The organism is Aeromonas sp. 159 (genome assembly GCF_963862045.1).
Lineage (GTDB): Bacteria > Pseudomonadota > Gammaproteobacteria > Enterobacterales > Aeromonadaceae > Aeromonas > Aeromonas veronii.
Map to the genome: position 1 here is coordinate 13,839 of NZ_CAWLMI010000037.1, position 26,546 is coordinate 40,384.

The 26,546-nt window shown below is 59.3% G+C and carries 27 protein-coding genes; 13 read left to right on the forward strand and 14 right to left on the reverse strand.

Features of this window, described 5'->3' with window-relative positions:
* Positions 1-55: 55 nt before the first annotated feature.
* A complete protein-coding gene (gene hfq, locus AACR14_RS07575) occupies positions 56-415 on the reverse strand; it encodes an RNA chaperone Hfq (RefSeq protein ID WP_005335772.1) in 360 nt (119 codons plus the stop codon).
* A gap of 177 nt (positions 416-592) precedes the next feature.
* On the opposite strand from hfq, the gene AACR14_RS07580 reads away from it, so the two are divergent.
* From AACR14_RS07580 to AACR14_RS07590, 3 genes are read left to right on the forward strand one after another with little or no spacing between them, the layout of a single operon-like run.
* The gene (locus AACR14_RS07580) at positions 593-1,864 is read left to right on the forward strand and encodes a paraquat-inducible protein A (protein ID WP_019445715.1); all 1,272 of its coding nucleotides are present in this window, start codon (positions 593-595) and stop codon (positions 1,862-1,864) included.
* The gene (gene pqiB / locus AACR14_RS07585) at positions 1,857-3,506 is read left to right on the forward strand and encodes an intermembrane transport protein PqiB (protein ID WP_005335774.1); all 1,650 of its coding nucleotides are present in this window, start codon (positions 1,857-1,859) and stop codon (positions 3,504-3,506) included. Before AACR14_RS07580 ends, pqiB begins: the two co-directional genes overlap by 8 nt.
* Complete coding sequence (locus AACR14_RS07590) at positions 3,503-4,072, forward strand: PqiC family protein (RefSeq protein ID WP_019445716.1); 570 nt, start codon at positions 3,503-3,505, stop codon at positions 4,070-4,072. The genes pqiB and AACR14_RS07590 overlap by 4 nt, the downstream gene beginning before the upstream one ends.
* A 78-nt stretch (positions 4,073-4,150) precedes the next feature.
* Here the strand turns inward: AACR14_RS07590 and rlmD are convergent, their stop codons facing one another.
* Positions 4,151-5,503 carry a 23S rRNA (uracil(1939)-C(5))-methyltransferase RlmD gene (gene rlmD, locus AACR14_RS07595; protein ID WP_019445717.1) on the reverse strand — a complete coding sequence of 451 codons (1,353 nt, stop codon included), beginning with the start codon at positions 5,501-5,503 and terminating at the stop codon, positions 4,151-4,153.
* A gap of 274 nt (positions 5,504-5,777) precedes the next feature.
* Here rlmD and AACR14_RS07600 point away from each other — a divergent pair, with 274 nt between their 5' ends.
* Positions 5,778-7,502, forward strand: a complete 1,725-nt coding sequence (locus tag AACR14_RS07600) for a proline--tRNA ligase (protein ID WP_019445718.1) — start codon at positions 5,778-5,780, stop codon at positions 7,500-7,502.
* A gap of 90 nt (positions 7,503-7,592) precedes the next feature.
* Here AACR14_RS07600 and AACR14_RS07605 read toward each other — a convergent pair whose 3' ends face one another.
* The 3 genes from AACR14_RS07605 to AACR14_RS07615 all read right to left on the reverse strand — a co-directional run bounded on the left by AACR14_RS07605 (position 7,593) and on the right by AACR14_RS07615 (position 9,482).
* The gene (locus tag AACR14_RS07605; RefSeq protein WP_019445719.1) at positions 7,593-8,273 is read right to left on the reverse strand and encodes an SDR family oxidoreductase; all 681 of its coding nucleotides are present in this window, start codon (positions 8,271-8,273) and stop codon (positions 7,593-7,595) included.
* Between the two features lie 31 nt (positions 8,274-8,304).
* A complete protein-coding gene (locus AACR14_RS07610; RefSeq protein WP_019445720.1) occupies positions 8,305-8,937 on the reverse strand; it encodes a TIGR04219 family outer membrane beta-barrel protein in 633 nt (210 codons plus the stop codon).
* Between the two features lie 95 nt (positions 8,938-9,032).
* On the reverse strand, positions 9,033-9,482 hold the full coding sequence (locus AACR14_RS07615; protein WP_005335782.1) for a copper chaperone PCu(A)C: 450 nt from the start codon (positions 9,480-9,482) through the stop codon (positions 9,033-9,035).
* Positions 9,483-9,572: 90 nt separating this feature from the next.
* Here AACR14_RS07615 and AACR14_RS07620 point away from each other — a divergent pair, with 90 nt between their 5' ends.
* Positions 9,573-10,322: an enoyl-CoA hydratase-related protein gene (locus AACR14_RS07620; protein ID WP_019445721.1), complete on the forward strand. Its 750-nt coding sequence runs from the start codon at positions 9,573-9,575 to the stop codon at positions 10,320-10,322.
* A gap of 18 nt (positions 10,323-10,340) precedes the next feature.
* On the opposite strand, the gene AACR14_RS07625 is transcribed toward AACR14_RS07620, so the two are convergent.
* Complete coding sequence (locus AACR14_RS07625) at positions 10,341-10,769, reverse strand: DUF2753 family protein (protein WP_005335785.1); 429 nt, start codon at positions 10,767-10,769, stop codon at positions 10,341-10,343.
* Between the two features lie 283 nt (positions 10,770-11,052).
* Between AACR14_RS07625 and AACR14_RS07630 the strand changes: the two genes are divergently transcribed.
* Positions 11,053-11,712 carry a CatB-related O-acetyltransferase gene (locus AACR14_RS07630; protein WP_019445722.1) on the forward strand — a complete coding sequence of 220 codons (660 nt, stop codon included), beginning with the start codon at positions 11,053-11,055 and terminating at the stop codon, positions 11,710-11,712.
* Between the two features lie 94 nt (positions 11,713-11,806).
* Here AACR14_RS07630 and AACR14_RS07635 read toward each other — a convergent pair whose 3' ends face one another.
* Complete coding sequence (locus AACR14_RS07635) at positions 11,807-12,514, reverse strand: ParB-like protein (protein ID WP_019445723.1); 708 nt, start codon at positions 12,512-12,514, stop codon at positions 11,807-11,809.
* A gap of 184 nt (positions 12,515-12,698) precedes the next feature.
* Here AACR14_RS07635 and AACR14_RS07640 point away from each other — a divergent pair, with 184 nt between their 5' ends.
* From AACR14_RS07640 to AACR14_RS07650, 3 genes are all read left to right on the forward strand, one after another.
* A complete protein-coding gene (locus AACR14_RS07640) occupies positions 12,699-14,303 on the forward strand; it encodes a peptide ABC transporter substrate-binding protein (RefSeq protein WP_019445724.1) in 1,605 nt (534 codons plus the stop codon).
* A 118-nt stretch (positions 14,304-14,421) separates the two neighbouring features.
* Complete coding sequence (locus AACR14_RS07645) at positions 14,422-14,721, forward strand: hypothetical protein (protein ID WP_005335795.1); 300 nt, start codon at positions 14,422-14,424, stop codon at positions 14,719-14,721.
* A gap of 137 nt (positions 14,722-14,858) precedes the next feature.
* The gene (locus tag AACR14_RS07650) at positions 14,859-16,418 is read left to right on the forward strand and encodes a methyl-accepting chemotaxis protein (protein ID WP_019445725.1); all 1,560 of its coding nucleotides are present in this window, start codon (positions 14,859-14,861) and stop codon (positions 16,416-16,418) included.
* A 63-nt stretch (positions 16,419-16,481) separates the two neighbouring features.
* On the opposite strand, the gene dusA is transcribed toward AACR14_RS07650, so the two are convergent.
* A complete protein-coding gene (gene dusA, locus AACR14_RS07655; protein ID WP_019445726.1) occupies positions 16,482-17,468 on the reverse strand; it encodes a tRNA dihydrouridine(20/20a) synthase DusA in 987 nt (328 codons plus the stop codon).
* 137 nt (positions 17,469-17,605) lie between these two features.
* Here dusA and zur point away from each other — a divergent pair, with 137 nt between their 5' ends.
* The 3 genes from zur to AACR14_RS07670 are packed head-to-tail and all read left to right on the forward strand — an operon-like array spanning position 17,606 to position 18,750.
* Complete coding sequence (gene zur, locus AACR14_RS07660) at positions 17,606-18,064, forward strand: zinc uptake transcriptional repressor Zur (RefSeq protein ID WP_005335805.1); 459 nt, start codon at positions 17,606-17,608, stop codon at positions 18,062-18,064.
* On the forward strand, positions 18,054-18,515 hold the full coding sequence (locus AACR14_RS07665) for a chemotaxis protein CheX (protein ID WP_005335807.1): 462 nt from the start codon (positions 18,054-18,056) through the stop codon (positions 18,513-18,515). The genes zur and AACR14_RS07665 overlap by 11 nt, the downstream gene beginning before the upstream one ends.
* A 4-nt stretch (positions 18,516-18,519) precedes the next feature.
* Positions 18,520-18,750: a hypothetical protein gene (locus tag AACR14_RS07670; protein ID WP_026034968.1), complete on the forward strand. Its 231-nt coding sequence runs from the start codon at positions 18,520-18,522 to the stop codon at positions 18,748-18,750.
* Between the two features lie 73 nt (positions 18,751-18,823).
* Here the strand turns inward: AACR14_RS07670 and brnQ (AACR14_RS07675) are convergent, their stop codons facing one another.
* The 3 genes from brnQ (AACR14_RS07675) to AACR14_RS07685 all read right to left on the reverse strand — a co-directional run bounded on the left by brnQ (AACR14_RS07675) (position 18,824) and on the right by AACR14_RS07685 (position 22,757).
* The gene (gene brnQ, locus AACR14_RS07675) at positions 18,824-20,101 is read right to left on the reverse strand and encodes a branched-chain amino acid transport system II carrier protein (protein WP_019445728.1); all 1,278 of its coding nucleotides are present in this window, start codon (positions 20,099-20,101) and stop codon (positions 18,824-18,826) included.
* 449 nt (positions 20,102-20,550) lie between these two features.
* Positions 20,551-21,855, reverse strand: coding sequence for a branched-chain amino acid transport system II carrier protein (brnQ, locus tag AACR14_RS07680; protein ID WP_005335813.1), 1,305 nt, complete (start codon positions 21,853-21,855; stop codon positions 20,551-20,553).
* Positions 21,856-22,046: 191 nt separating this feature from the next.
* Positions 22,047-22,757: a tRNA1(Val) (adenine(37)-N6)-methyltransferase gene (locus tag AACR14_RS07685; RefSeq protein WP_019445730.1), complete on the reverse strand. Its 711-nt coding sequence runs from the start codon at positions 22,755-22,757 to the stop codon at positions 22,047-22,049.
* 119 nt (positions 22,758-22,876) lie between these two features.
* Between AACR14_RS07685 and srmB the strand changes: the two genes are divergently transcribed.
* A complete protein-coding gene (gene srmB / locus AACR14_RS07690) occupies positions 22,877-24,100 on the forward strand; it encodes an ATP-dependent RNA helicase SrmB (protein ID WP_005343175.1) in 1,224 nt (407 codons plus the stop codon).
* 72 nt (positions 24,101-24,172) lie between these two features.
* Here srmB and AACR14_RS07695 read toward each other — a convergent pair whose 3' ends face one another.
* The 3 genes from AACR14_RS07695 to AACR14_RS07705 form a co-directional block, all read right to left on the reverse strand.
* Positions 24,173-24,628 carry a GNAT family N-acetyltransferase gene (locus AACR14_RS07695; RefSeq protein WP_019445731.1) on the reverse strand — a complete coding sequence of 152 codons (456 nt, stop codon included), beginning with the start codon at positions 24,626-24,628 and terminating at the stop codon, positions 24,173-24,175.
* A gap of 89 nt (positions 24,629-24,717) precedes the next feature.
* Complete coding sequence (locus tag AACR14_RS07700; RefSeq protein WP_156808795.1) at positions 24,718-25,887, reverse strand: lysozyme inhibitor LprI family protein; 1,170 nt, start codon at positions 25,885-25,887, stop codon at positions 24,718-24,720.
* A gap of 95 nt (positions 25,888-25,982) precedes the next feature.
* Positions 25,983-26,546 carry a Crp/Fnr family transcriptional regulator gene (locus AACR14_RS07705; protein ID WP_026034970.1) on the reverse strand — a complete coding sequence of 188 codons (564 nt, stop codon included), beginning with the start codon at positions 26,544-26,546 and terminating at the stop codon, positions 25,983-25,985.

Consider the following 26,546-nt stretch of genomic DNA (forward strand, 5'->3'; position numbering starts at 1 on the left):
AGGTTCCGTCAGCAGCTGACGCAGGGCGCGTCAACGGGGAGTGCGGGGCAGACGATTACTCGTTGTTGCCGCCGCCCTGATTGTCGTCATAACGACCCGGCGCACCGTGGGGGCGCGGCGCCATGGAGACACGTGGCTTGCGAGCACGCTGGATATTCACCTGCGGACGGCCGGTGTGCATGGCGATGGTGGAGATCTTGGCCTTGTAGACCAGCTGCTGGTTACCATGAGCATCGGTCAGCAGCACGCTGTACTGGTCGAACCCACTGATGGTGCCTTCCAGCTTGATGCCGCTCACCAGAAAAATAGCGACCTGACTGCGGTTCTTGCGCAACCAGTTGAGGGCAGAATCTTGCCCGTTCCCGAGGGAGAAGGCTTGCTCAATCGTGGAGTAGCTGGGGGATTCAGTTGTCATAAATTATTGTCCCGCGGAAAAAAAAGTGGCGTTTGATTGTGCTAAATGGGCACTGGCTTGTCAAAGTCATTCTCACTCCCGCCAGCAATAGCGGCCTCCGGGGGCTGGTCGCTGACCAGCACAACTGCGATAATCGCCAGCTCTGGCTCTACCACAGGCCTTATCTGGGGTTTTATCTTGCATCAGGTTTCACACCAACACCACACCACCTATGTCCATGATGCCACTGCCTGCGAAGAGTGTGATCTGCTGATACCGGCCACACCGCTCGAGGTGGGACAGGCCAGCTGCTGCCCCCGTTGCGGACACACCCTGAGTCGCCACCTGCCACAGCAGGAGCTGCTGCCGATCTCCTACGGGTTCGCAGCACTTATCATGTTCGTGCTCGCCAATGCCTTTACCTTTATGTCCTTCTCGGCCAAAGGGGTGGGCCAGGAGATGACCTTTTTGCAGAGCATCACCACCCTGGTGGATGAGGGCTATCTGTTTCTCGGCGCGGTACTGAGCCTGACCCTGATCGGCCTGCCACTGGTTTATATGGGATCCATCATGCTGGTGCTGTGGCGGGTCGATAAAGATCTGCACAGCAATGCCCTGCGCTCCCTCGGCCGTCTGCTCTGCCGGATCAAACCCTGGCTGATGGTGGATGTCTTTCTGGTGGGCGTGCTCATCTCGCTGGTCAAGCTGATGGGGATGGCCGACATCAAGATGGGGCTGTCATTCTGGGCTTTCGTCGGCTACACGGTGCTGCTCATCAAGATGATCTCCTCGCTGGATCAGATGTGGCTGTGGCAGCGGTTGTTCGGCCCTACCGAGGCGCGGGATATCGACCCGGAAGCGGGTGCGCTGGAATCAGGTCTGGTGGGCTGCCATATCTGTGGCGCTCTGAGCGAGGTGGGCAGCCACAGCTGCTCCCGCTGCGGCGGCAAGCTGCATGCCCGCAAGCCGGGCGGCCTGAACCGTACCTGGGCGCTGCTGTTTACCTCCGCCATTCTCTACATTCCGGCCAACGTCTATCCCATCATGGATACAGTGTTTCTCGGTGATGACAGCCCCTCTACCATCCTCGGCGGTGTGGTGCTGCTCTGGGCCATGGGCTCCTACCCCATAGCGGCGGTGATTTTTTTCGCCAGCGTGGTGGTGCCGCTGGTGAAAATACTGGCGCTATTCTGGCTTTGCTATATGGTGCAGCGCGGCAATGTCACCTCCCCCCTCGGCAAACTCAAACTCTATCGCATGACCGAATTTGTCGGACGCTGGTCGATGATCGACGTCTTCGTGGTGGCCATTCTGGCGGGCCTGATCCGGCTCGACAATCTGATGACCATCTACCCCGGCCCTGCGGCCGTCGCATTTGCAGGTGTGGTGCTGATCACCATGGTCGCCGCCATGAGTTTCGACTCCCGCCTGATCTGGGATTTACAACAAGGAGAACGCGAACGTGAGTGAGCGTAAAAAAAGGTGGAAACCGGGCTCTGACTTTCTGAGCTCTGCCGCCGCAATCTGGATGGTGCCCCTGCTGGCATTGTTCATCGGTCTCTGGATGCTGTTCCAGCACTGGTACTCCCAAGGCCCAAGCTTCACCCTGACAGTCGCCACTGCCGAGGGCATAGTCGCTGGCAAGACGGTGATCCGTTCCCGCGAAGTGGACGTCGGCCGTATCGAGGCCGTCGAGCTGAGCGATGACTATAGCCATGCCGTGCTGAAAGGACGGCTGACCAATGCCGCCTCCGGCATGCTGCGCGGTGACAGCCAGTTCTGGGTGGTCAAGCCCAGAGTGGGCCGTGAAGGGGTATCGGGTCTGAGCACCCTGCTCTCCGGCGCCTATATCGAGCTCGCCCCCGGCAAGAAAGGTCGGGCGCGGGACGAATACGCCATGCTCGACAAACCGCCGCTCGCCTCCCTCGATGCCAAGGGGCTGCGCCTCACCCTCAGCAGTCGCGACACCCGCGCGCTCGGGGAAGGCTCCCCCATCAACTATCAGGGCTTCACCATAGGTCAGGTGGAAGAGGCGAAGTTCCTGCCGGAAAAGAGCGAGATGCAGTATCAAATCTTCATCCACGCCCCCTATGACATTCTGGTGAGCAGCAACTCCCGCTTCTGGATGACCCCGGGCTTCGAGGTCTCCATGAGCAGCGAGGGGATGAAGGTGAAGATGGATTCGCTGGAGAGCCTGATCGATGGCGGCATTACCATGGGTCTGCCACCCGGCTGGGCGCCTGGCGAACCGGTCAAACAGATGGAAGGGTTCACCCTGTTCCAGGATGAGGCGAGCGTGCTGGCCGGTAGTCTGGATCAGTTCATCGACTACGTCTTCCTGTTCGATGACAACGTGGGTGGCCTGCACCCGGGCGCGGCGGTGCAGTATCGCGGTATCCGGGTCGGTACCGTCATCTCCGCCCCCTACCTCATCGAGGACAAGGGCGTGCAGATCTTCAAGAGCCGCCAGATCCCGGTGCTGGCCCGCATCGAGGTGCAGCGCCTCTCCCACCGCTATGCCAAGGCGGAGAAGGATCAATGGCGTGCCCTGTTCGGCAAGCAGTTCAAGGAGGGGTTGCGTGCCAGCCTCAAGACCTCAAGCCTGCTGACCGGCGGCAAGATCATCGACCTCAACTTCTATCCGGACGCGCCACGTTTCGAACAGGCCAAGCTGGCCGGTTATCAGGTCTTCCCCACCGTGCAGGGCGGGCTGGATCAGATCGAGCGCAAGGTGAACCTCATCCTCGACAAGTTTGTCGACATGGACATGGCAACCACCCTGACCAAGGTCAACGGGTCACTGACCACCCTGGATGGCACCCTGAAGAACATCAGTGCAGTCAGCGCCAACCTGAACAAGCTCACCGCCAAGGATTCCACCCAGCAGCTGCCCGCCTCGCTCAACGAGAGCCTCAAGCAGTTGCAGGAGACCTTGCAGGCCTATGATGCCCAATCGCAGACCAATCAGGATCTGCGTCAGTCGGTGCAGACCCTCAATCAGTTGATGCGCGAACTGCAGCCGCTGGTGCACTCCCTCAACGAGCAGCCCAGCTCGCTGATCTTCGATCGCGCGCATCCATCGGACCCTGAGCCCAAGCGAGGCAAACAATGAAAAAAGAGATCCTGACGCTGGCCCTGCTGGGCCTGCTGGCGGGTTGCAGCAGCCAGCCAAGCCTGCACTACTACTCGCTCGATGCCGACAGCCAGCAACCCGTGACGGCCCCGGCCCAACCGCAGCACCAGCTGGTGCTGCGCCCGGTGGCGCTGGCCAGCCAGCTCGACCGGATCAGTCTGGTCTATCAGCTGGAAGGGCAAGAGCTGCACTTCACCGAGTACCATCGCTGGGCCGGTGCGCTGGACGATCAGCTCAACCAGCTCACCCTCAATGGCCTCTCCACCCGCCTGCCGGGCTGGGTGGTACGGCAGGATGGCGCCCGCAAGGGGCCGGTGCTGACCATTCTGGTGGAGCGCTTTCAGGGCCGTCATGACGGCAGCGCCGTGCTGAGCGGCCGCTGGCGCCTGCTGGCGGAAGATGGCACCGTGCTGCGCGATGCCCCGTTCCGTCAGGAGCGGGTACTGCCAGCCGATGGCTACAACGCGCTGGTGAACGAACTGGGTCAGGGCTGGCAACAGTTGCTCGACCAAATTGCCGCCGAGGTGCGCCAGAACGCCAGCTAATCGCCCATCCGCCGATTGCAGAGATAAAAAAACGACGCCAGCTGGCGTCGTTTTTTATGGACAAGAGTCGGGGGCGACTTATGCCTTGGCAGGCAGGCTCAGGCGGGCAACCGCTTCCACATGCATGGAGTGCGGGAACATATCGACCGGTTGCACCTCATCCAGCACGAAGCCCTGCTTGACCAGCCAGGCGAGATCGCGGGCCAGGGTCTGCGGGTTGCAGGAGACATAGACCAGACGACGGGGCGCCATGGCGACCAGGGTCTGCAGCACCGCCTTGTCACAGCCTTTGCGCGGCGGATCCATTACCACCACGTCAGCGGTCACGCCCTGGGCATGCAATTCGGGCATCAGCTGCTCCGCCTTGCCGACGTGGAATTCGGTGTGCTCGATGCCGTTGAGGGCAGCGTTGCGACGGGCATCGCTGATGGCGCTCTCCACCGACTCGATCCCCACCACCTTGGCGGCCTTGCCAGCCAGGAACAGGGAGATGGTGCCGATACCACAATAGATGTCGAACACTGTCTCGTTACCGGTCAGCTCGGCATACTCGAGGGCGCTGGAGTAGAGCACATCGGTCTGGGTCGGGTTGTTCTGGAAGAAGGAGAGCGGCGAGATCTCGAACTCGAGTTCGTGGATCTTGTCGCGGATCACCCCTTCGCCGAGCAGCACCCGGTTGGTGGCGCCCAGAATGCGGTTGGTGCGCTCATCGTTGATGTTCTGCACCAGGGTAGTGATAGGCAGATCGCTTAAGCTCGCCAGCAGCTCGGCTTCGAACGGCAGCTCCTCGCCCAGGGTCACCAGCACCACCATCAGTTCGCCGCTCTTGAAGCCCTTGCGGGTCATCAGGTTACGCACGCAGCCGCTGTGGTTTACTTCGTCATAGGCGGCGATGTCGTGCGCGCGCATCCAGTTGCGCACCCGGGCGTTGAGCTCGACGTGCAGCGGATCCTGCACCGCACAGTCATCAGCGGTGATGAGATCGTGGGAGTGCTTGCGATAAAAACCGATCTCGGCACCGGCGTCACAGCCACGCACCGCATATTGCGCCTTGTTGCGATAGGCGAACGGGCTTTCCATGCCAAGGATATCCTTGACCGGCGTGTCACCCAGCCCGACCTGCTCCAGTGCGCTCTGCACCAGTGCCTGCTTGAGCTTGAGCTGGGCCGGATAGGCCAGCGGACGTACCTGACAGCCACCACACTCGGTGTTGGGGCAGAAATCGGCAACCCGATCGGCGGAGGGCTGGAGCAGCTCGGCAACCTTGCCGTGCAGATAGTTCGGCTTGACCTCGGTCAGCTCCACCAGCGCCTGCTCACCGGGCAGCAGACCTTCGACAAACAGGGGGCGATCGAACAGGCGTCCTTTGCCATCTCCTTTGTCGGTCAGTTCCAGGATCTCGATCTGGTGTTGATGTCCCACTAACGGCATGAGCGGCTCCAAAAGTACTAAAAATGGGGGGTGATGAACGCGGCAAAACCATGCCCATCGAGAAAAGGTGGCAGAGTTTAGCGGAGATCCGGCCAAATTGCAGGCATAAAAAGCCTGCTTGTTGCAATGGTCATTACCCTAGGCTATCTGACGGGCGTGGCCACCTTTCGGGTTGCGGCAAATTTAGCCCTTGGGCCGCAACGCCCAGCCTGTTAAAATTCCGCCCTTGAAATTATCCTGGGCCCCGCGCCCGTTCTAGCTAAGGTCTACCGCGATGCGTACCAGCCAATATCTGCTTTCCACTCTCAAGGAAACCCCCTCCGACGCTGAAGTTGTCAGCCACCAGCTGATGCTGCGCGCCGGGATGATCCGTAAACTGGCCTCCGGCATGTATGCCTGGTTGCCAACCGGTCTGCGGGTACTGAAGAAAATCGAGAACATTGTTCGCGAAGAGATGAACAATGCTGGTGCCGTCGAAGTCTCCATGCCGGTGGTACAACCCGCCGAGCTGTGGCAGGAGTCCGGCCGCTGGGATGACTACGGTCCCGAGCTGTGCCGTCTGACCGACCGCCACAACCGTCCCTTCGTGCTGGGCCCGACCCACGAAGAGGTGATCACTGCGCTGGTGCGTTACGAAGTGAACAGCTACAAGCAGCTGCCGCTCAACCTCTACCAGATCCAGACCAAGTTCCGCGACGAAGTACGCCCCCGTTTCGGCGTGATGCGTGGCCGCGAATTCCTGATGAAGGATGCTTACTCCTTCCACATCGACAAGGAATCTCTGGTCGATACCTACGAGAAGATGCACGCCGCCTACTGCAAGGCGTTCACCCGCATGGGCCTGAACTTCCGTCCGGTGCAGGCCGATACCGGTTCCATCGGTGGTACCGGTTCCCACGAATTCCAGGTGCTGGCCGAGAGCGGTGAAGACTTGATCGCCTTCTCCGATAGCTCCGATTACGCCGCCAACATCGAGATGGCCGAAGCGCTGGCACCGGCTGGCGAGCGCGCTGCCGCCACCGCAGCCCTGACCAAGGTTGCCACCCCGAACGTCCACACTATCGACGAAGTGGCTGCCTTCCTGAACGTGGCTCCGACCGCCATCGCCAAGACCCTGCTGGTACTGGCAGAGGAAGATGAGCACGGCAAGCAGGCCGTTATTGCGCTGGTACTGCGTGGCGACCACGAGCTGAACGAGATCAAGGCCGAGAAACTGGCTGGCGTAGCCAACCCGCTGACCTTCGCCAACGACGAGCAGATCAAAGCTGCCGCCGGTTGCGACGCAGGCTCCATCGGCCCGGTCGGCTTTGCCGGTCGCATCATCGTCGATCGCAGCGCTGCCCATCTGGCGGACTTCGTCTGCGGCGCCAACGAAACTGGCTTCCACCTGACCGGTGCCAACTGGGATCGCGACATCGCTACCTATGAAGTTGCCGACCTGCGCAACGTGGTAGAAGGCGACCCGAGCCCGTGTGGCCAGGGCAAGCTGCTGCTCAAGCGCGGTATTGAAGTGGGCCACATCTTCCAGCTGGGTACCAAGTACTCCGAAGCGATGAAGGCGAGCGTGCTGAACGAAGCTGGCAAGTCCGTCACCATGGAGATGGGTTGCTACGGTATCGGGGTTTCCCGTCTGGTTGCTGCCGCCATCGAGCAGAACAACGACCAGTACGGCATCATCTGGCCGGACGCCATCGCCCCGTTCGAAGTGGCCATCGTGCCGATGAACATGCACAAGTCCGAGCGCGTGGCCGAGCAGGCACAACAGTTCTACGCCGAGCTGAAAGCCGCCGGTGTGGACGTGCTGTTCGACGACCGTAAAGAGCGCCCGGGCGTGATGTTCGCCGACATGGAGCTGCTGGGCATCCCGCACGCCATCGTCATCGGCGATCGCGGTCTGGACAACGGCGTGGTGGAGTACAAGTGCCGCCGCACCGGCGAGAAGCAGGAAGTGGCCATTGGCGACATCATCGCCATGCTCAAGGCCAAGCTGGGCCGTTAATTCCGCCCTCTTGCCGATATAAAAAAGCGCGCCATTTGGCGCGCTTTTTGTTTCTGTGTGCTGACGACGGCAACCGGATGAAGGGTTGCCTCAGGGATTGCGACCAATAAAGAGGTCGGTCACGTGGCAGCTGCTTCTGGCTTCCAGTGCGTCGAGCATATAGGCCGCCGCATCTTCCGGAGTCATGAAGCCACTCGGGTCCACGTGATCCGAGTTGTCCCAGAATTCGCTGCGGATCCCGCTCGGGTAGAGGTTGACCAGCCGCAGTGGCGAGCCTTTCAGCTCGGCGCGCAAGGATTCGAGAAAGCCGCGCATCCCCCATTTGGAGGCGCAGTAGAGGCTCTCGTTAGCCTTGCCCACCTGAGCGGCGGAGGAGAGCACATTGGCCAACACTCCGCCTTTCTCACCGATAAGCCGCACCGTCTGCTGAGCCACCAGAATGGTGGAGATGAGATTGCTCTCCACCACCCGGCGGATCTGCTCGGCGGTGTAGACACCGACCGGGCCAAACTCGCCCACCCCGGCGCAGTGGATCACCATGTCGGGCTGCCCGCCCCACTCCACCGCTGCAGCGAAGGCGACGTCGACCTCTTCATGGTGCGCCAGATCGGCAGCGATGCCGATCACCGCGCTGCCGAGCAGTTGCTCCTGCTCCTGCAGTCGCTGATAACGGCGCCCCATCATGGAGACCTGATAGCCCCGCTCAACCAGACCTATGGTCAGCGCCCGGCCGAGACCAGAACCGGCACCTGTCACTATGATGTGGCCCATTATCGCTCCTCGTCGTCAGTTGACGGTCAGATTAGAAAGTGAATTCGCCGCCCATGAACCAGCCATCGACAGACTGATCGATATTGGCGAAGTCGACCTTGGCTTCACGCCAGCCGGCACGCAGCTTGATCGGCATGGAAGAGAACTTGTAGGAACCACCCAGACGGTAGTCATAGTTGTCCGCATCATGAGTGCGCAGATCGCCGAAGAAGGCGATGCCGGTGCCCGGGATCTTCACTTCGCTGCCGGCATAGGCCATCAGGGTATCTTCGTCATAACCCTTGCGACCGAAGTAGACCTGCTCGCCATCGTAGTGACGGCCGGTCATACCCAGATCGATCTTGAACAGATCGTTGTTGAACAGACGGTAGTAGAGGCTCAGATCGTAGGCTGTCAGATCGTTCTTGAAGTTGCCACCGGAGGTGCTGAAATCGGAGACTTCAAACTTGGCGTTCGGCAGGAAGATGATGCCGTGTTCCAGTTGCAGATAGCCGTTCCAGTTGTAGCTGTCGTCATAGCTGCCATCGGCACTGGTGCCATAAGCCTGACCACTGCCCTTGGCTGCCCATACGTCGGCACCGGCGGCAAAACGCCAGTCGTCAGCGGCCATGGCACTCTGGCAGCACAGAGCCAGCACAAAACCGGCAATCAGCGTCTTTTTCATTACGTCACTTCCTCTTGCATACATGGAAAAGAGCACTATTTTACTCGGTGCAGCCAAAATACCCAGCGTCAATCCTGAACAAACGACGACAAATGTCAGTGCTTCATATGCTTCATCTCGGCCATCGGCTCAATCGGCTTCACCGGCAGTGACAGATCCAGCTTCTGACCATCATCCATGGTGAGGGTGAGCGGGAAAGGGGTCTGCTCGGAGAGCGTGCCCACCTCGAACAGCATGATGTGCAGGCTGCCCGGCTTGAGCACCGCTTCGCCCTTGGCCGGGATCTCGATATTCTCGACCTGACGCATCTTCATCACGCCATTTTCGTGCAGGTGGGTGTGCAGCTCGGCACGCCCGGCCGCAGCAGAAGCCGCCGCCACCAGCTTGACCGGCTGGTCGGCGTCATTCTTCAGCACCATAAAGGCGGCAGTGTTGGGGGAGCCCGGCGGCAACAGGCGAACATAACCGTCGACAGCCTCGACCTTGGCCAGTGCAGGCGCCGTCATACCCAGAACCAGCAGAGAATAAAACGCACGTTTAAACATGGTTGAAATCCTTTTATGATGTTGTTAAACGGCGCCAAGGTTACCCCAGCAGCAACCTTTTTTGCACCTTTCAATAACAAGGATTTAGACATGGCCCCCATTCTCATTGCCGAGCAGCAGGATGGCTTGCTCACCCTGACCCTCAACCGCCCCGACAAACGCAACGCTCTCAATACCGAGCTCTATAAGCAACTGGTGGCAGCGCTGCGAGAGGCGGCAGCCGATGAGGAGGTGCATGTCCTGCTGTTGCAGGGGCAGCAGGATTGCTTTACCGCGGGCAATGATCTGGCCGACTTTATGGGCAAGAGCTCGCTGGAGCCCGACGACCCCATCCTGCAGTTCCTCCACACCCTTGCCGACTTCCCCAAACCTGTGGTCGCCGCCGTTGCGGGCCCGGCAGTGGGGATTGGCACCACCATTCTGCTGCACTGCGATATGGTCTATCTGGCGGATAACGCCCGCTTGCAGCTCCCCTTCGTCGAGCTGGGGCTGGTGCCGGAGTTTGCCTCCAGCCTGCTGCTGCCGCGTCTGGTGGGGCACCTCAAGGCGGCGGAGCTGTTGCTGCTGGCCGAGGCGATTGATGCCGAGGAGGCGCTGCGATTCGGGCTCGCCAACAAGGTGGTGGCGGCCAATGGAGTGCTCTCCTTTGCCCGCGAGCAGGGGCTGAAGCTGGCGGCCAAACCGCCCAGAGCGCTACAAAAGAGCAAGGCGCTGCTGAAACAGGAGCTTAAACAGGCGGTGCACTTTGTCATCGATCTGGAGGCGCGCGCCTTCGCCCAGGCACTGCAAGGGGAAGAGGCGCAACAACGGATCGCCCAGAAACTCAAACGGCGGAGCTGAGCTGCCGCTCAACGCCAGTCAGTTGAGTCGAAAACGGCCGATCAGCTCGCAGCCCTGCACCTTGTCCTGCAGCTGGATCAGCCGGGCAATTTCCGGATTGGGGTGACGCTTGAGAAAGGCGAGCAGGGCTCCACGACAGCAACCCAACTCGCTGATCAGTGCCTCGCACTCCCGGTTGGGGCATTGTGGCACCAGCGCCGTCACCAGCTCGGAGGCGAGCTTCAGGTAGCGCAGCTCGTAAGTCGGCTCATCCATCGCCCGCCAGAAGTCGGCCAGCCGGTGGCAGGTGGCGACTCGCATGGTGGCCAGTTCGGTCAACTCGACCTGGGTCATCTCGTAAACATCCCCCAGCGCCTGCTGATAAAAGCAGATCGCCGCCCCTAGCGAACCGGCCTGCCAGGCACGCTCCGCCTCCAGCATGTATCGTTGCCAACTTTGCGGTGTCATCTCGCTCTCCCGAGTCCGTCATGGTGGGAGTGTTATCATGGCTAATTGAGAATAAATATCAACCAGAGGGTTAGTGCAGGATCTCTGCGCAACCTTGGCAAACCCGGCGCCCGACCTTATGATCGCGCCCTTCCCCCCTTCTTTGGAGCCCCACAATGCGACCACGCCTCCCGCAGATGCTGGGCTGCTCCCTGCTCTGCGTGCCCCGCATGCTGGTCTGGATCTATTAGCTTCGCTCACGCGAACGCAACCCATCCGATCCATTCAGCAAAGGAGTACCAGCATGAACACCTGCCAACACTGGTCGCAGGTCGAATACCTGCACCTGACGGTGACCAATCCCAATATCTGCCTCAAGGGGCAGCACAGCTACTACTCGGGTGCCTGGGATGGCCCCTTCGAAGAGGTGGCGGTGCGCTACCTCCATGGCGATCCCTTCAGCCGCAGCCCGGAAACCGGCTGGGAGCCGCTCTGGCATATCGACCGGCTCCATATCGGCGACTATGTGCAAATTGCCGCCGGGGTAAAGATCATCATGGGCGGCAACCACACCCACAACACTGCCTTCATCAGCACCTATCCGTTTGCTGATCTGGAGGCGCTCAAGCGCAGCTACCGCCCTGTCGGCGATACCCGCATCGGCAACGATGTCTGGATCGGCATGGAGGCGATGATCATGCCCGGCGTCACCATCGGCGACGGCGCCATCATCGCCGCCCGCTCGCTGGTCAATCAGGATGTGCCGCCCTATGCCATGGTGGCGGGCACCCCGGCCAGGATGCTGCGAATGCGCTTTGGCGAGGAGGAGATAGCCCGGCTACAGGCCCTCGCCTGGTGGGATTGGCCGGATCAACAGGTCAACGATCTGCTACCGCTGATCCAGCAAGGTGACGTCGCCCTGCTTGAACAGGCGGCTGCCCGCTGGGCGGAGCGCCATGAGTGACCACCGCTAACCAGTAGCTGACAGCAGAAGGGCGACCCCAGGGTCGCCCTCTGTTATCTCCGGCATGCTCTGGACGCCGTCATCGCACATCCACTCACTGCGCGCTTTTGGACTGGTTGAGGCTGCACTGCTTGCCGGGATAACCGGGTAGATCCTTGGCATCGCTGCCGCAGGCGAGCCGTTTGGCCTGTTGCAGGCTGGCCGCCAGATTGGCGCTGTCCACCGGCATCCACTGCATCTGCTTGCCGAGCCAGCTGGCCCAGGCAAACTCGACGAAATAGACCTGTTTGTCCTTGCGAAAGTAGCCCGCATTCTGCAGCAGTCCGGCGAGGGTGCGATAGGGGTAATCAGGCAGCTTGTCGATGCTGGTCGGCAACTGCTCCGGGGTCAGCGGTTGCCCCTTCTCATCCTTGAGCCAGGCCCAATGGTTGTTCTGCATCTGGCTCCAGAAGTTGGCTTTGTCCTGCAGGCGGCCAATCACCTTGACCCGGGCATCCTTGACGCCCTGCTGCCACAACGCCTTGGTGAGATGGTGCCTGTCCACCAGCCAGTAGCTGCCATCCGGCGCAATCACCACGGGGATCTCTTTCTTTTTCATCAACTTGTCGAGCTGCTTTGCGCTCATGCCCGCCAATGTGGCCTGGGTCTCATCGACCTGGATCTGGCCGACGCCCCCCTGAGTCGGGTGCAAGGCATCGATGCCGATCTCGCACCAGTTGCCCACCGCCGTGTCGCTCTGGCACGGGGCCAACGCCCAGGCACCCTGGCTCAACACACAGGCCAGCAATAACCATGCTTTCATCGTTTGACACTCCTCACCACATTGAACTGCACAGACGCCGGGAACGCTCTTCTACCCCGATTGGGAGTGAGAGTCGAATGCTGGCGGTCAGACCAGCAAACGGGATATCATGATTTCCCATCTGTCGGCGATATTTTCTCGCCGAGTTTTCTCCCCGCTTCACACTATTTGAAGGATCCGACCCATGAAAGGATGGACCCCCTTGCTGGCCCTGCTGGGCTGTGCTGCTGTCCAGGCTGCCGATATTCCCGCCGGAACACAACTCGCCGCCGAGCAGATTGTCGTTCGCCACCTCAAGGATGAACCTGCGAGCCTGAGCCCGCTCAAGCTGGTCGGCCTGCCGGAGTTGCAGGTACTGCGGGATCTGTTCGAGGGGCTGCTGACCCAGGGGCCGGATGGCAAACCGGTTGCCGGGGTGGCGGCCAGCTGGGAAAACAAGGGCAACCAGTTCTTTACCTTCCATCTGCGCCCGGATGCGCGCTGGTCCAACGGCGATCCGGTCAAGGCAGGCGACTTCGTCTACGGCTGGCGCAAGCTGGTCGACCCGAAAGAGGCTGCCACCTTCGCCTGGTTTGCCCAACTGGCCCGTTTCGACAAGGTGGACGAGATAGTCGCTGGCAAATTGCCTGCCAGCGAGCTGGGGGTCAAGGCCCTCGATGACCACACCCTGCAGGTGACCCTCTCCCAACCGGTGCCCTACTTCCTGAACCTGCTGAGCCACCCCAGCCTGTCGCCGCTCCATCAGGCCAGCATCGAGCAGTACGGCAACCTGTGGACTCAACCCGGCAAACTGGTGGGCAACGGTGCCTTTGTGCTGAACAACCGGGTGGTCAACGAGAAGCTGGAGCTGACCCCCAACCCATATTACTGGGATCGGGCCCATACCGTATTGACCAAGGTGATCTTCATGCCGATCAATCAGGAGAGCGCGGCCACCAACCGCTATCTGGCGGGCGATCTGCATATCACCGAATCCTTCCCCAAGGAGCAGTACGACAAGCTGAAGCAGCAGATCCCGAATGAGGTCTACACCCCGGATCAGCTCGGCACCTACTACTACGCCTTCAATACCCGTCAGGCACCACTGAACGATGTGCGGGTGCGCAAGGCGCTCTCCTACACCATCGACCGCGCCCTGATCGCCGACAAAGTGCTCGGCACTGGCGAGAAACCGGCTTATCACTTCACTCCGGATGTGACCGCCAGTTTCACCCCGGCCGCCAACCTGCTCTCCACCAGCAGCCAACCGGCGCTGGACAGCAAGGCCAAGGCCCTGCTCAAGGAGGCCGGTTACGGCCCGGACAAGCCGCTCAAGCTGACCCTGCTCTACAACACCGCGGAAATTCACAAGAAGATGGCGCTGGCCATCGCCAGCATGTGGAAGCAGAAGCTGGGCGCCGAGGTCGAGCTGACCAATCAGGAGTGGAAAACCTATCTCGACAGTCGCCAGAGCGGTCAGTTCGAGGTGATCCGCTCCTCCTGGGTCGCAGATTACAACGACCCGTCAGCGTTCCTCGGCCTGTGGGGCTCTCGTCACAGCGGCAATATGGCAGGCTTTGCCAATGCCCGTTATGACCAGCTGCTGGCAGAGGCTGCCAGCACTCAGGATGCCGCCAGCCGCAGCAAGCTGTTTGGCGAGGCGGAAGCGATCCTGCTGGATCAGGCCCCCATCGCCCCCATCTACCAGTACACCAATGCCCGACTCATCAAGCCATGGCTCAAGGGCTACCCCATCAACAACCCGGAAGATGTGGCCTACAGCCGCCAGCTGTACCTCGTCAAACACTGACACCAGCCACAACGATGCGAGGCCCCGCTGGGCCTCGCTATTGATACTGTTCACACCACGATTTCCAGCCTAAAATGCCGCCCCTTCTGTTCAATTAATCTTCAATACCCAGTCAGACATGCGTTATTTGATACTGCTCTCGTTGTTGTGGACCCTGCCCGCACAGGCCAACAGCGAATCCCAATGCCAGCAAGAGTTTGTCGGCTGGATGCTGCACCAGCAGCAACAATTCAGCGATCGCAAGTCTGACAAGATGGAGCGGCGCCGGGCCGAGCGGGCCATCGAGTTGGCTCGTCAGGAGTACGACAAGCAGACCAGCTTTTGCAAGACGATGGAGCTGGTGCGCAGCTACAAAGATAGCGATCCGCGCTTTAAACCGAGAAGCGGCGAAGTTCACGATTTCACACCAGCCAGCTGACCCTCACTTCATCAATTCATTGTGTTGATTAATTGACCCAAGCCAAGTTCGGGTCACTGAAGAGCCTTAGAATGATTAACTGAGAACGACAATAAAAAATATATTTATCAGTTATTTGGCTTTTTCAGGAACGACACATGACCAAACTCCATCAGGAGGGGGAGATACACTTCCCCGACAACATCGCACTCATCTCGACCACGGATCCCGCCAGTCACATTACCTATGCCAACCAGCACTTCTGTGATGTGGCCGGGTATGGTGCGGCCGAAATGGAAGGGGTTCCCCACAATCTGGTGCGACACCCCGACATGCCCAAGGTGGCCTTCGCCGACATGTGGCAGCGGCTGCGACAGGGCAAAAGCTGGATGGGGCTGGTCAAGAACCGCGCCAAAAGCGGTCAGTTCTATTGGGTAAACGCTTACGTCACCCCGATCCTCAACGCGCAGAAGGAGATCGTCGAGTTCCAGTCGGTGCGCACCAAACCCGCCGCCAGCGATGTGGCCTGGGCCGAGCAGCTCTATGGCCTGCTGCGCAGCGGCAAGGCGCTTCCCTGGCTGAGCCGCTTTCACTTTGAACCGGGTCAGCTGACCCTCTGGCTCTCCGTTTCTGCCTTGCTCACCACCCTTGCTACCTTTGCCACCGGCAACCTGTTATGGCTGCTGCCCACCGCCTTGTTGCTGTTGGCACAGGCAATCCACGGCTGGCGATTGCAGCAACGGCTGGCTCATCTGCTCACACTTGCCGATCAAGACAAGGGAACCCGCCTCTGTCAGGTGCTCTACACCCGACGGCGCGACGCCCTGGCGGCCGTCGAACTGGCCCTGCGGATGAAGCAGGCCGAGCTCAAGGCCGTGGTCGGGCGCAGCGCCGACACCAACCAGCAGATCCTGCAGGCAGCCGAAGATGACCGGGGCAATATCCAGACCATCGATACCCACCTGCAGCAGCAGCGCGCCCACAGCGAGCAGCTGGCGACCGCCATCACCGAGCTGAGCCACTCCATTCGCGATGTGGCCCACAGTGCCCATGAGGCGAGCAATCTGGTCATAGAGGTACAGCAGGTCTCCGACGAGGGGCTGCAAGCATTGGCGACCACCCGTTCTGCCGTCAACCAACTCCATCAGGAGCTGGATGCCAACCACGCCGTGCTGGCCCAGCTCACCAGCGACAGCCAGAAGATCAGCGGCATTTTGGAGGTGATCAGTCAAATCGCCGACCAGACCAACCTGCTCGCTCTCAATGCGGCCATCGAGGCCGCCCGGGCGGGCGAACAGGGGCGCGGTTTTGCCGTGGTGGCGGATGAAGTGAGGGCGCTGGCCCAGAAGACCCGAGCCTCGACCAGCGAGATCCACGAGATGATCCAGGCGCTGCAACAGACTACACGACAGCTGTCGGACGGGATGACACAAGGGGCGCAGACCTCGGTGCGCTGCCAGCAGCACGCGGGCACCACCGCCGATGTGCTTACCCAGATAAACCAAATGTTGGGGCAGGTAACCCGCACCAGCGACGAGATCGCCCAGGCGGTGAGTCAGCAGGCCGATGTGACGGCGACCCTCGATGAAGGGGTGCACCAGATCCACCAGCTGGCCAGCCACACCGCCGACAACAGCAGGCAGGCCCTCGATGGCATCACCCTGCTGGTAGAGCGGCTGCAGGATCTCTCGCGGCTGATCAACCAGTTCAGATATTGAAGCGACAGCGATCAAAAAAGCGCGTCACAAGACGCGCTTTTTTCGCTTTGCCTGACAGGAGAGTTATTCGCCCTGCTCGCTGGCGGCAAACTCCGGCACCTTGGCCATGGCATCCAGCACCACCTGAATATCCGCTCCCGGTTTGCAGGCGTTCTCGCTCAGGTGACGACGCCAGGCGCGGGCCCCCTGCATATTCTGGAACAACCCCAGCATGTGGCGGGTCATGTGGGAGAGGTAGTTGCCCTTGGCCAGCTCCTGCTCGATATAGGGCAGCATCATCCGCACCACCTCGTGGCGGCTCGGCACAGCGTTGTTCTGACCAAACACCAGATTATCCACCTGCGCCAGAATGTAGGGGTTCTGATAGGCTTCACGCCCCATCATGACGCCATCGACGTGTTGCAGGTGCTCAAGGGTCTGCTCCATGGAGGTGACACCGCCGTTGAGGGCGATGGTGAGCTCCGGGTAATCCTGCTTGACCCGATAGACGCGAGGGTAATCGAGGGGCGGGATCTCGCGGTTCTCCTTGGGGCTCAGGCCGCTCAGCCACGCCTTGCGGGCATGGACGATGAAGGTATCGCAACCAGCATCGCGCACCTGTTCGATAAAAGCCTGCAGAAATTCGTAGGAGTCCTGATCGTCGATGCCGATACGGGTCTTCACCGTCACCGGAATATCGACTACATCGCGCATCGCCTTGACGCAGTCTGCCACCAGCGCCGGTTCACCCATCAGGCAGGCACCAAAACGGCCGTTTTGCACCCGATCGGAGGGGCAGCCGACGTTGATGTTCACCTCGTCATAGCCGCGCTCCTCGGCCAACTTGGCACAGCGCGCCAGATCGGCCGGATTGCTGCCACCCAGCTGCAGGGAAATGGGGTGCTCCTGCTCGCTGTAACCCAGATAATCCCCCTTGCCGTGGATGATGGCGCCAGTGGTCACCATTTCGGTATAGAGCAAGGTCTGGCGGCTCATCAGTCGATGAAAGTAACGGCAATGCCGATCAGTCCAGTCCAGCATGGGGGCGATGGAAAAACGCTGCGCCTGCATAAAAATCATCCGGGTTGGCTAAAGAAAGGGGCGGATTTTATCACAACGTGAAGCAGCCCCAGAAAATGAATTTTGTCGCCGCGCCATGCGAGGCCCTGTGATAGTATCCGGCTAATAGAAAGGGTATCTGCGCGATCATGAATCAAGACCAACTTTTACAACGAGCCGAACGACTCTGTATACAGCGAGGGATCCGCTTCACCCCGACCCGACGTCAGGTATTTCGCCTGCTGGCGGCACACGGCAACGCCATCAGCGCCTATGATTTGTTGGCCCAGCTGCAACAAACCGAAGCCAATGCCAAGCCGCCAACCGTCTATCGGGCACTCGATTTTTTGCTCGAACAGGGCTTTGCTCACAAGGTGGAATCTCTCAACGCGTTTATCTTCTGCTGCCACTTCGATCACGCTCACCCGATGCAGTTGCTGATCTGCGACGAGTGCGGGGATGTGGTCGAGCTTCACGATACGGCGATCGATAGCGCGTTTTCCGAGCAGGCCCACTTGCATGGTTTTACTATTACCAATAAGACGATAGAGGCACATGGCCAATGTGCCCGTTGTACGCCCACTGTAGGAAGTCATCATGAAGGCTGATTTTGTAAATCCGTTCCTGCTATCCCTGCTCAATGTGCTCTCGACCATGGCACAGCTGGAACTCAAACCGGGCAAACCGAAACGCAAGATGGATGAGCTGGCGCGCGGCGACGTCTCCGGCCTGATTGGCATGGTCGGCCCGCAGACCCGTGGCTCCCTCTCAATCAGCTTCGAGAAGGGGCTGGCGCTGGAGATCATGCGCCGCATGCTGGGGGAAGCTCCCGCCAACATCAACGAAGAGGTGACCGACATGGTCGGTGAAATCACCAACATGGTGACCGGCGGTGCCAAGCGGATGCTGGGCGAGAAGGGCTACGAGTTTGACATGGCGACCCCCATCATCGTCTCCGGTCCCAACCACACCATTACCCACCGTGCCGATGGCACCAAGATCATGATGCCGTTCGAATCGGATTTCGGTCGCGCCACTATCGAAATCTGCTTCGAGTAACCCTATGTGGAAAGCATTGAAATGGATTTTCATCTGCTGGGCCCTGCTGTTGATCCTGTCGGACATTCAGATCAGCACCTCCCTCTACAAGTACGAAGATAACCGGGTGCTCATCAACTTCCCGCGCTGGGAAGCCAAGCAGCCCTGGGGCACCTTCGAGTGGCATGCCGGACGGGTAGAAACCCACTGGTATGGTCTGGATGGCAAACCCAAGCCGGCAGGCCCGCAAATCTGATCCGGTAACGGATCCGGCAGAAACAGAAGAGGCCAGCAGATGCTGGCCTCTTTGCTATCTCGTTGTTCCAGAATCAAGCCGCTTCGGCAGCCAGCTTACCGCTTGGTCGCATCAAGATGCCGATAATGCAGGCCAACAGAGTCGGCAGCAGCCAGGCAAGTCCCTTGTCGAACAGCGGCAGGAAGGCAAAGCCGTCCATCGCCATACCGGCAGCGCCCAGCCCATCGAGGCAACCAAACAGAAAGGCGACCGTCAGCACACCGCGAAACACCAGCCGTGGCTGGGCAAACCATCCCTTGAGGAAGGTCACCTGCACCAGCGCGATGGCAACCGGATAGATGGCCACCAGCACCGGGATGGAGAGGCCAATCAGCTCGCTCAGCCCCACATTAGCCACCACTGCACAGAGCGCCCCCAGCAGCATCACCCAGTTGCGATAGGCCCAGCCAGTCAGGCCATGGAAGTAGTCGGCACCGGCACAGAGCAGGCCGACCGCACTGGTAAAACAGGCCAGGGTGATGATGGCAGCCAGAATAAACTGACCCGGTTGACCAAACAGACTCAGGACGTAGGCATTAACGATGGCGCCGCCGTTGCTGATATCACTTGCGACCCCACCGGCGCTGTTGCCCAGCTGAAAGAGCGAGACATACACCGCCGACAGCCCAACTGCCGAGATCAAGCCTGCGATGGTCAGATATTTGAACTGGCTGCGATAATCCTCGATCCCCTTCTGGCGCAGCAACCCGATGATCAGGGCTCCAAACATCAGGGAGGCAAGGGTGTCCATGGTGTTGTACCCCTCCAGCATTCCTTTGGTCAGGGCTGCATCTATGTACTCACCGCTGGCATCTGGCATGGTGCCCTGCGGCGTCATAAAGACCCCGACCGCCAGAATAAGCAGCATCGCCATCAGGGCGGGAGTCAGGTACTTGCCGACCGCATCGAGCAGCTTGCCCCGATCGAGCGCCACCAGGATCACCAGCGCAAAGAAGCTCAGGGTGTAGATCAGCAGCCCCTCATGACCGGCATCGCCGAGCCAGGGCTTGAGCCCCATCTCGTAGGCGACCAGACCGGTGCGGGGAATGGCAAAGGCGGGCCCCATGATGATATAGATGGCGATGGCCAGCGCTGTCGCCGCTCCGGCGGGCAGATAGCGGGTCATTCCGGTCCAGCCACTCGCGCCGCCCCCCGAACTCCCCTTGGCCACCGCAATCAGGGTGATCAGCGGCAAGCCCACTGCCGTTAGCAAAAAGCCGCACATAGCGGCCAGCAGATGCTCACCAGCCATAAAACCGGCCAGCGGCGGAAAAATGATATTGCCAGCCCCCAGATAGAAGGCAAACGTCATAAACCCCAATCCGAATACGTCGGACAATTTCAATGATTTCGTCAAACTCAACCTCATCTGCCTTATCAGCTTGTTATTGATTGCACCCACTGCCTGGCAGATAACCGGTAACAATACCTCTCGCCCCCACACGGCCCGCAGACCGGATGAGGCGCACCACCTTTAGCATAAAGAAGAGGAGTTCGATCTCAATCACCAATTAATATCTTGAAACAATTTACTGCTGTGGAATTAATCGCCGAACAACTCGGCGCTCCATAAACAGGTGTCACACGTGGCGCATGGGAGGCAAGAAGAGGGGAACGGGTTATAGCGGCCAAATTCGGCTGCTCAGATGCTATCTGCATACGGTGACAATTACGGCCGCAAAGCGAGGTGAGAAGCGAGGCTCATAGAAAACAAAAGAGCCTGCACGGGGCAGGCTCTTGGCAATATCACATCGGGTGCGATCAGGCAGCTTCGGCAGCCATCTCGGTCGGACGCACCATCACGCCAACTACGCAGGCCAGCAGGGTCGGCATCAGCCAGGCGAGGCCCTTGTCGAACAGCGGCAGGAAGGCAAACGCATCCATCTTCATACCGGCAGCCCCCAGACCATCCAGGCAACCGAACAGGAAGGCAACCATCAACACGCCACGGAACACCAGACGGGGACGGCCGAAGTAACCCTTCAGGAAGGTGACCAGCACCAGCGCCACGGCAACCGGATAGATGGCAACCAGCACCGGAATGGAGAGGCTGATCAACTGGCTCAGGCCCACGTTGGCCACCACGGCACAGATAACGCCCAGCAACACCACCAGCTTCTTGTAAGCCATGCCGGTCAGATTGTGGAAGAAATCAGAGCAGGCAGAGATCAGACCGACTGCAGTGGTAAAGCACGCCAGAGTGATGATGGCCGCCAGAATGAACTGACCCGGCTGACCAAACAGGCTCAGTACGTAGGCGTTGACGATAGCGCCACCGTTGCTGACATCGGTCGCCACACCGGCCGCAGTGTTGCCCAGCTGGAACAGGGATACGTACACCACGCTCAGACCAACGGCAGAGATGAGGCCGGCAATGGCCAGATACTTGAACTGGCTCTTGTAATCGTTGATGCCTTTCTGGCGCAGCAGATCGACGATCAGAGCGCCAAACATCAGGGACGCCAGGGTGTCCATGGTGTTGTAGCCTTCCAGGATCCCTTTCACAAACGGGCTGTTCTGATAGTCACCGGACGCATCCGGCATGGAGCCTTGCGGTGCTACGAATACCCCGATAGCCAGAGTCAGCAGCAGCAGCATCAGTACCGGAGTCAGGTATTTGCCGATGGCGTCCATCAGCTTGCCCTGGTTCATGGAGACCAGAATGGCCACACCAAAGAAGATCACGGTATAGGCCGCCAGACCCGCTTGCCCCATGTCACCGATGAACGGCTTGAGGCCCATCTCGTAGGCAACCAGGCCGGTACGGGGCGCGGCAAAGGCCGGGCCTATGATGATATAGATGGCAACGGCCAGCGCAGTCGCAACACCGGCAGGCAGCAGCTTGGTCATGCCAGCCCAGCCGTTACCGGCTTTCGCCACGGCCAGAATGGTCACCAGAGGCAGGCCCACGGCAGTGACCAGGAAGCCAAACATCGCCAGGGAGAGGTGCTCACCAGCCATGTAACCGGCCAACGGCGGGAAAATGATGTTACCGGCGCCCAGGTAGAAGGCGAAGGTCATAAACCCTAATCCGAGTACATCGGACAATGTGAGTGATTTCGTCAAGTTCAACCTCGTCTGTCTTGTAAATTATTGCTTGTTATAGTTTTTATCGGTCGCTGACCGGGTGTGTTCAGGGGGTATAAAAAAAGAGCCCCGCATGTTTTTTCATCGCAACCAGTGGTTTTAGCTGGTCTGGAGCGGGCGCTCGATCTTGAACCAGCATAATGGCGTGAAAAAATAGTTCAAGACGAAATTTACATCTTCAAATAGAAGGGCTTGGTCAGTTGGATATATCTGTCGGAATAGGCCCCATCAGCAGAATGGATCACAATTTCACCCCTCTCACACCTGTTTAATCCTCTGCCAAGTAGCAATAAAACACGATTTGCCTCTTTACCCTCTCTGGTGATAACAGCTGTATAACAAATGCCATGCAGATCATAATTCGCCGAAATGCATAAAATTTCATCGGCCATCGCCGTCGGCAGCACCAGCGCCACCTGCCCGTTCGGGCTCAGCAAACGATTGCAGGCCGCCAGTAATGCGTGGCTGTCGAGGGCACCGGTATGGCGGGCCAACGCCCGCGCCGGATCGCTAAATGACTGGCCTGCCACGAAATAAGGAGGGTTGGAGACGACAAGATCGTAAGGGGCGGCCTGATAATCCTGAATGGCACTCTCTATGACGGTCACCCGATCGGCCCAGGGAGAAGCAGCCACATTCTCCCGCGCCTGACTGGCCGCATTAATATCCAGCTCGACCGCATCAAGACGGCAGTCAGATCTGCTGCGTTGGGCCAGCATCAGGGCGATCAGGCCGCTGCCGGTGCCGATATCGAGCACTCGACGCGCCTGTTCGACCGGCGCCCAGGCACCGAGCAAAATGCCATCGGTGCCCACCTTCATGGCGCAGCGATCGTGATTGATATGGAACTGTTTGAAGGTAAATCCGCGACTACGTCCCATCTGGCCCCCGTCATCTGCAAAAATGGTGGGCGATTATAGCGGCTAAGACACACTCACCAATAGGAGCCGACGAGATAATCGCCTATAATCTGCCGTTTCCTTAATGACCGAGTATTGCCATGAGCCAGTCCTTTGATGATTTCGACCTGCACCCAGCCCTCAACCGGGCCTTGGCCGAGATGGGATTCACCCGCCCCACCACCATCCAGCAGATGGTGCTGGAGCCAGCCCTGGACGGCCGCGATATTCTGGCATCCGCACCGACCGGTACCGGCAAGACCGCCTCTTTCCTGCTGCCGGCACTCCAGCACCTGCTGGACTTCCCGCGCCGCAAGCCGGGCCCCTGCCGCATGCTGATCCTGACCCCGACCCGTGAGCTGGCGCTGCAGGTGACCGCCCACGCCAAGGCGCTGGCGGCTCACACCAACCTCAGCATCGAGACCATCATCGGCGGCGTCAGCCATGAAGAGCAGTTGCCTGCTCTGACCAAGACCACCGACATCGTGGTCGCCACCCCGGGCCGTCTGCTCGAGTACATCGAGAAAGAGGAGTTCGAGAGCCACGACATCGAAGTGCTGGTGCTGGATGAAGCGGACCGCATGCTGGACATGGGCTTTATCAAGGATGTGAACCGCATCGTGGCCGAAGCGCGCTACCGCAAGCACACCATGCTCTTCTCCGCCACCCTGGAAGGGGCCGGCCTTGAGAAGTTCGCCAACGAGATCCTCAAGGATCCGGTGGAGCTGCACGCCGAGCCGCCCCGCAGCGAACGTCGCCCCATCACCCAGTGGATCCATCTGGCTGATGACGCCGCCCACAAGCTGGCGCTGCTGACCCATATACTGAAAGATCCGGAAACCCAGAAAGCCATCATCTTCGTCAAGACCCGCGAGCGTCTGGCGGAGCTCTCCGGCCAGCTGCAGGCTGCAGGTATCTCCTGCGCCTGGATCCGTGGCGAGATGGAGCAGAGCAAGCGTATCGAGTCGATCCGCAAGTTCCACGAAGGGGAAGTGCCCTTCCTGATCGCCACCGACGTCGCCGCCCGCGGCATCGACCTGCCGAACGTCAGCCATGTCATCAACTACGACATGCCCTACGGCGCCGATGTCTACGTCCACCGGATTGGCCGTACCGGCCGCGCCGGCAACCGTGGCTGTGCCATTAGTCTGGTAGAAGCCCACGACATGGCGATGGTCGCCAAGATCGAACGCTACACCGAGGAGCGCCTCAAACGCCGGGTAATCGACGAGCTGCGCCCGAAACACAAGGAAGCGCGGGTACCGGTGAAGAAGAAAAAGCCGGTCGACAAGAAGAAGTCCGCCAAGAAGAAAAAGAAGAAGTGATCGCCGAGCGATAAAGAGAAGGGCCATCCCGCGGGATGGCCCTTCTGCATTCTGAATCACTCTGACGAGTGGTTATACCGCCACTCTGCGCATTCCCATATGGGGGATATCATCTTCGAGATAGCCCTCCCCTTCCGCCACAAAACCGTGTTGGCTGTAGAAGCCTTGCAGATGAGCCTGTGCCCCCAGCCAGATGCTGTGAGTCGGCCAGCGCGCCTCACACGCCTCGACCGCCTCGCCGATCAGCTTATGACCAAAACCACCGCCGCGCGCCTTGGGTGAGGTCACCACCCGACCGATGGCGGCACCGCTCTCATCGCCGATGCCGGGCGCCATGATCCGCGCGTAAGCAGCAAGCTGGTCGCCCTGATAGCCGAGCAGGTGCCAGACCCCCTCGCGGCGATCGAGCCCGTCCAGATCCTGAAAGGGGCAGGTCTGCTCCACCACGAACACCTCGGCCCGCAGCGCCAGCAACTCATACAACTCGTCAGTGGTCAGTTCAGACCAGGGTTTCAGGATCCAGTTCATCGGCAACTCCTTATCAGTTCGGCCTGCCAGCATAATCGTGGCGCCAGCGCCCTGCATTAACCTTTGTTAAGTTCAGTGCCTGTAACGAGTTATTCAGCCCCAGAAAACTCTTCGATGAGATCAAGTCTCTGGTTCATCCAAATTGCAACAATATTGTTCGCAGCAATTGTGGCAGCCGATGCCTGCATTCCCTTCTCATCCTGCAACCACATCTTGGTGATCTGGCGAACAGTAGGAAGAGCCTTAATCACAGCGTCACGTTCTATGGCCGGCCAAGATTTCTCATCCCAGTTGCTGAGGCGCGGCTCGACTGGTTGGGTTGACATGAACTTCTGCTCTATTTCCATAAAATCCTGCGGAGCAATATTGACGTGCAACTCATTGATCGTCCAACTGGCATAGTATCCATGCACGATCGTGCCAAAATTCGGGGACACTCGCCCCATCTGGACCTCCAGTGTCTGCCACAGCCGTTTCCATGCGGGTTGATTGAACAAATTCTTCGGCACTGTGCAATAGGGCACTTGACTGTCACGACTGGAACCCCAGAACCCGCCAAATGCCTCATACGCAGGCCAACCGACCCGCTTAAAAATAAAACAGTGCATCTGTGATTCATTTCTGGAGGCATCTTCGAGGGCTAAACGTAGCAGAATGAGCGCAGCCTTAGCCTTTGTGGTAGCCGCATCGTAACCATTGTCTGATGCCATAAGAGCGACAGATTTGTCGCTGAAATTAGCCAACGCTTGTTCATAGCGGGCTTGAGCCAGTTCATCACTCACCTTGCTAGTTGGCTCAAACTGATTGAGATAGACCAACCAGGCTGATGCTTCTGCTGTGCTGTAGTCCTTTAATTTGGTCGCGGCGACAGCAGGGTTGCTAGGAATTGAACTCACAACCTTGGCAAACTCTTGCTCTTGAAGTGACAGACGCTCATCAAGCGCTTTGAGCCGTTCAGTCATACTATTTTTCAGACAATGCACCAGCATTGATGACTGTTCACTACAGCTATTACGCTGTTTCAACCACTGTCGCTGTTCAGTGCGCAGCACACTCCGTTTAGCTAACGGGGCTCTTTTGATCAGATATCGATATGATTCAGCAAGTTGTTCATCCAGAACACCAAGTCCATGGTTATGACAAATTTCTCGCTCTATTACTGTGCCAGCAACTGAGCAGTCAAATGAAGCAGAGTAAGCCGCCGAAATACTGCCAAAAAGCGTTAAAACTAACTGACCCACGGTTAATGACCATCTCATGGGTAAATTCCGCATTCCGTTGAAAATACTACACATGGTAATTTTGAACTCAAATGAGAACAACACTAACGTAAGACTATGAACCTCAGCCTTTATTAAACAAAACGCAACCTTTTGCGAATGCGGCTCAGGCTGATGGGTGTGATACCGAGATAGGCGGCGATCTGGTGGTCAGGCACTCTGGCATCAAGTGCGGGAAAGCTGTCCAGAAAGTGCTGATAGCGTGCCTGCGGGCTGCCGGTCAGCAGCAACTGCTCCTTCTCCTCCTTGATGCGCAGCTGCACCTCCAGCAGGTGCTGATACCAGCGCGGCCAGCCGGGCAGCTGGCGTAAGTCGGCCAACTGGAACAGCTGCAGACGACAGGGCTCCAGCGCCTCCACACTGTAGCGGGCAGGCTCGCCACTGAGCAGGTGGTGGAAGTCGAGAAACTCGTCCCCCTCCCAGTAGAACTCCTTGATGTACTCGCGGCCATCCTCCAGCACCAGCTTGGCCCGCAGCAGCCCCTGCTCCACCCTGACCAGCAGATCCGGGCTGTCACCGGCGTGCCAGAGGCAGCTTTTCGGGCTGAGGGTCAGCGGGCGGGCAAAAGAGAGGAGGCGCGCGGCCTCCTCTTTATCTGCGACCTGCGCCCAATCGAAGGGGGGTCTGTCAGTCAGCAT

What these genes read in the sequence shown, in the direction of transcription:
- hfq (WP_005335772.1), bottom strand. Translation starts at nt 415, where the DNA reads ATGACAACTGAATCCCCCAGCTACTCCACGATTGAGCAAGCCTTCTCC.
- AACR14_RS07590 (WP_019445716.1), top strand. Translation starts at nt 3,503, where the DNA reads ATGAAAAAAGAGATCCTGACGCTGGCCCTGCTGGGCCTGCTGGCGGGT.
- rlmD (WP_019445717.1), bottom strand. Translation starts at nt 5,503, where the DNA reads ATGCCGTTAGTGGGACATCAACACCAGATCGAGATCCTGGAACTGACC.
- AACR14_RS07600 (WP_019445718.1), top strand. Translation starts at nt 5,778, where the DNA reads ATGCGTACCAGCCAATATCTGCTTTCCACTCTCAAGGAAACCCCCTCC.
- AACR14_RS07605 (WP_019445719.1), bottom strand. Translation starts at nt 8,273, where the DNA reads ATGGGCCACATCATAGTGACAGGTGCCGGTTCTGGTCTCGGCCGGGCG.
- AACR14_RS07610 (WP_019445720.1), bottom strand. Translation starts at nt 8,937, where the DNA reads ATGAAAAAGACGCTGATTGCCGGTTTTGTGCTGGCTCTGTGCTGCCAG.
- AACR14_RS07615 (WP_005335782.1), bottom strand. Translation starts at nt 9,482, where the DNA reads ATGTTTAAACGTGCGTTTTATTCTCTGCTGGTTCTGGGTATGACGGCG.
- AACR14_RS07620 (WP_019445721.1), top strand. Translation starts at nt 9,573, where the DNA reads ATGGCCCCCATTCTCATTGCCGAGCAGCAGGATGGCTTGCTCACCCTG.
- AACR14_RS07625 (WP_005335785.1), bottom strand. Translation starts at nt 10,769, where the DNA reads ATGACACCGCAAAGTTGGCAACGATACATGCTGGAGGCGGAGCGTGCC.
- AACR14_RS07630 (WP_019445722.1), top strand. Translation starts at nt 11,053, where the DNA reads ATGAACACCTGCCAACACTGGTCGCAGGTCGAATACCTGCACCTGACG.
- AACR14_RS07635 (WP_019445723.1), bottom strand. Translation starts at nt 12,514, where the DNA reads ATGAAAGCATGGTTATTGCTGGCCTGTGTGTTGAGCCAGGGTGCCTGG.
- AACR14_RS07640 (WP_019445724.1), top strand. Translation starts at nt 12,699, where the DNA reads ATGAAAGGATGGACCCCCTTGCTGGCCCTGCTGGGCTGTGCTGCTGTC.
- AACR14_RS07645 (WP_005335795.1), top strand. Translation starts at nt 14,422, where the DNA reads ATGCGTTATTTGATACTGCTCTCGTTGTTGTGGACCCTGCCCGCACAG.
- AACR14_RS07650 (WP_019445725.1), top strand. Translation starts at nt 14,859, where the DNA reads ATGACCAAACTCCATCAGGAGGGGGAGATACACTTCCCCGACAACATC.
- dusA (WP_019445726.1), bottom strand. Translation starts at nt 17,468, where the DNA reads ATGCAGGCGCAGCGTTTTTCCATCGCCCCCATGCTGGACTGGACTGAT.
- zur (WP_005335805.1), top strand. Translation starts at nt 17,606, where the DNA reads ATGAATCAAGACCAACTTTTACAACGAGCCGAACGACTCTGTATACAG.
- AACR14_RS07665 (WP_005335807.1), top strand. Translation starts at nt 18,054, where the DNA reads ATGAAGGCTGATTTTGTAAATCCGTTCCTGCTATCCCTGCTCAATGTG.
- AACR14_RS07670 (WP_026034968.1), top strand. Translation starts at nt 18,520, where the DNA reads ATGTGGAAAGCATTGAAATGGATTTTCATCTGCTGGGCCCTGCTGTTG.
- brnQ (WP_019445728.1), bottom strand. Translation starts at nt 20,101, where the DNA reads ATGACGTTTGCCTTCTATCTGGGGGCTGGCAATATCATTTTTCCGCCG.
- AACR14_RS07685 (WP_019445730.1), bottom strand. Translation starts at nt 22,757, where the DNA reads ATGGGACGTAGTCGCGGATTTACCTTCAAACAGTTCCATATCAATCAC.
- srmB (WP_005343175.1), top strand. Translation starts at nt 22,877, where the DNA reads ATGAGCCAGTCCTTTGATGATTTCGACCTGCACCCAGCCCTCAACCGG.
- AACR14_RS07695 (WP_019445731.1), bottom strand. Translation starts at nt 24,628, where the DNA reads ATGAACTGGATCCTGAAACCCTGGTCTGAACTGACCACTGACGAGTTG.
- AACR14_RS07700 (WP_156808795.1), bottom strand. Translation starts at nt 25,887, where the DNA reads ATGAGATGGTCATTAACCGTGGGTCAGTTAGTTTTAACGCTTTTTGGC.
- AACR14_RS07705 (WP_026034970.1), bottom strand. Translation starts at nt 26,546, where the DNA reads ATGCTGACTGACAGACCCCCCTTCGATTGGGCGCAGGTCGCAGATAAA.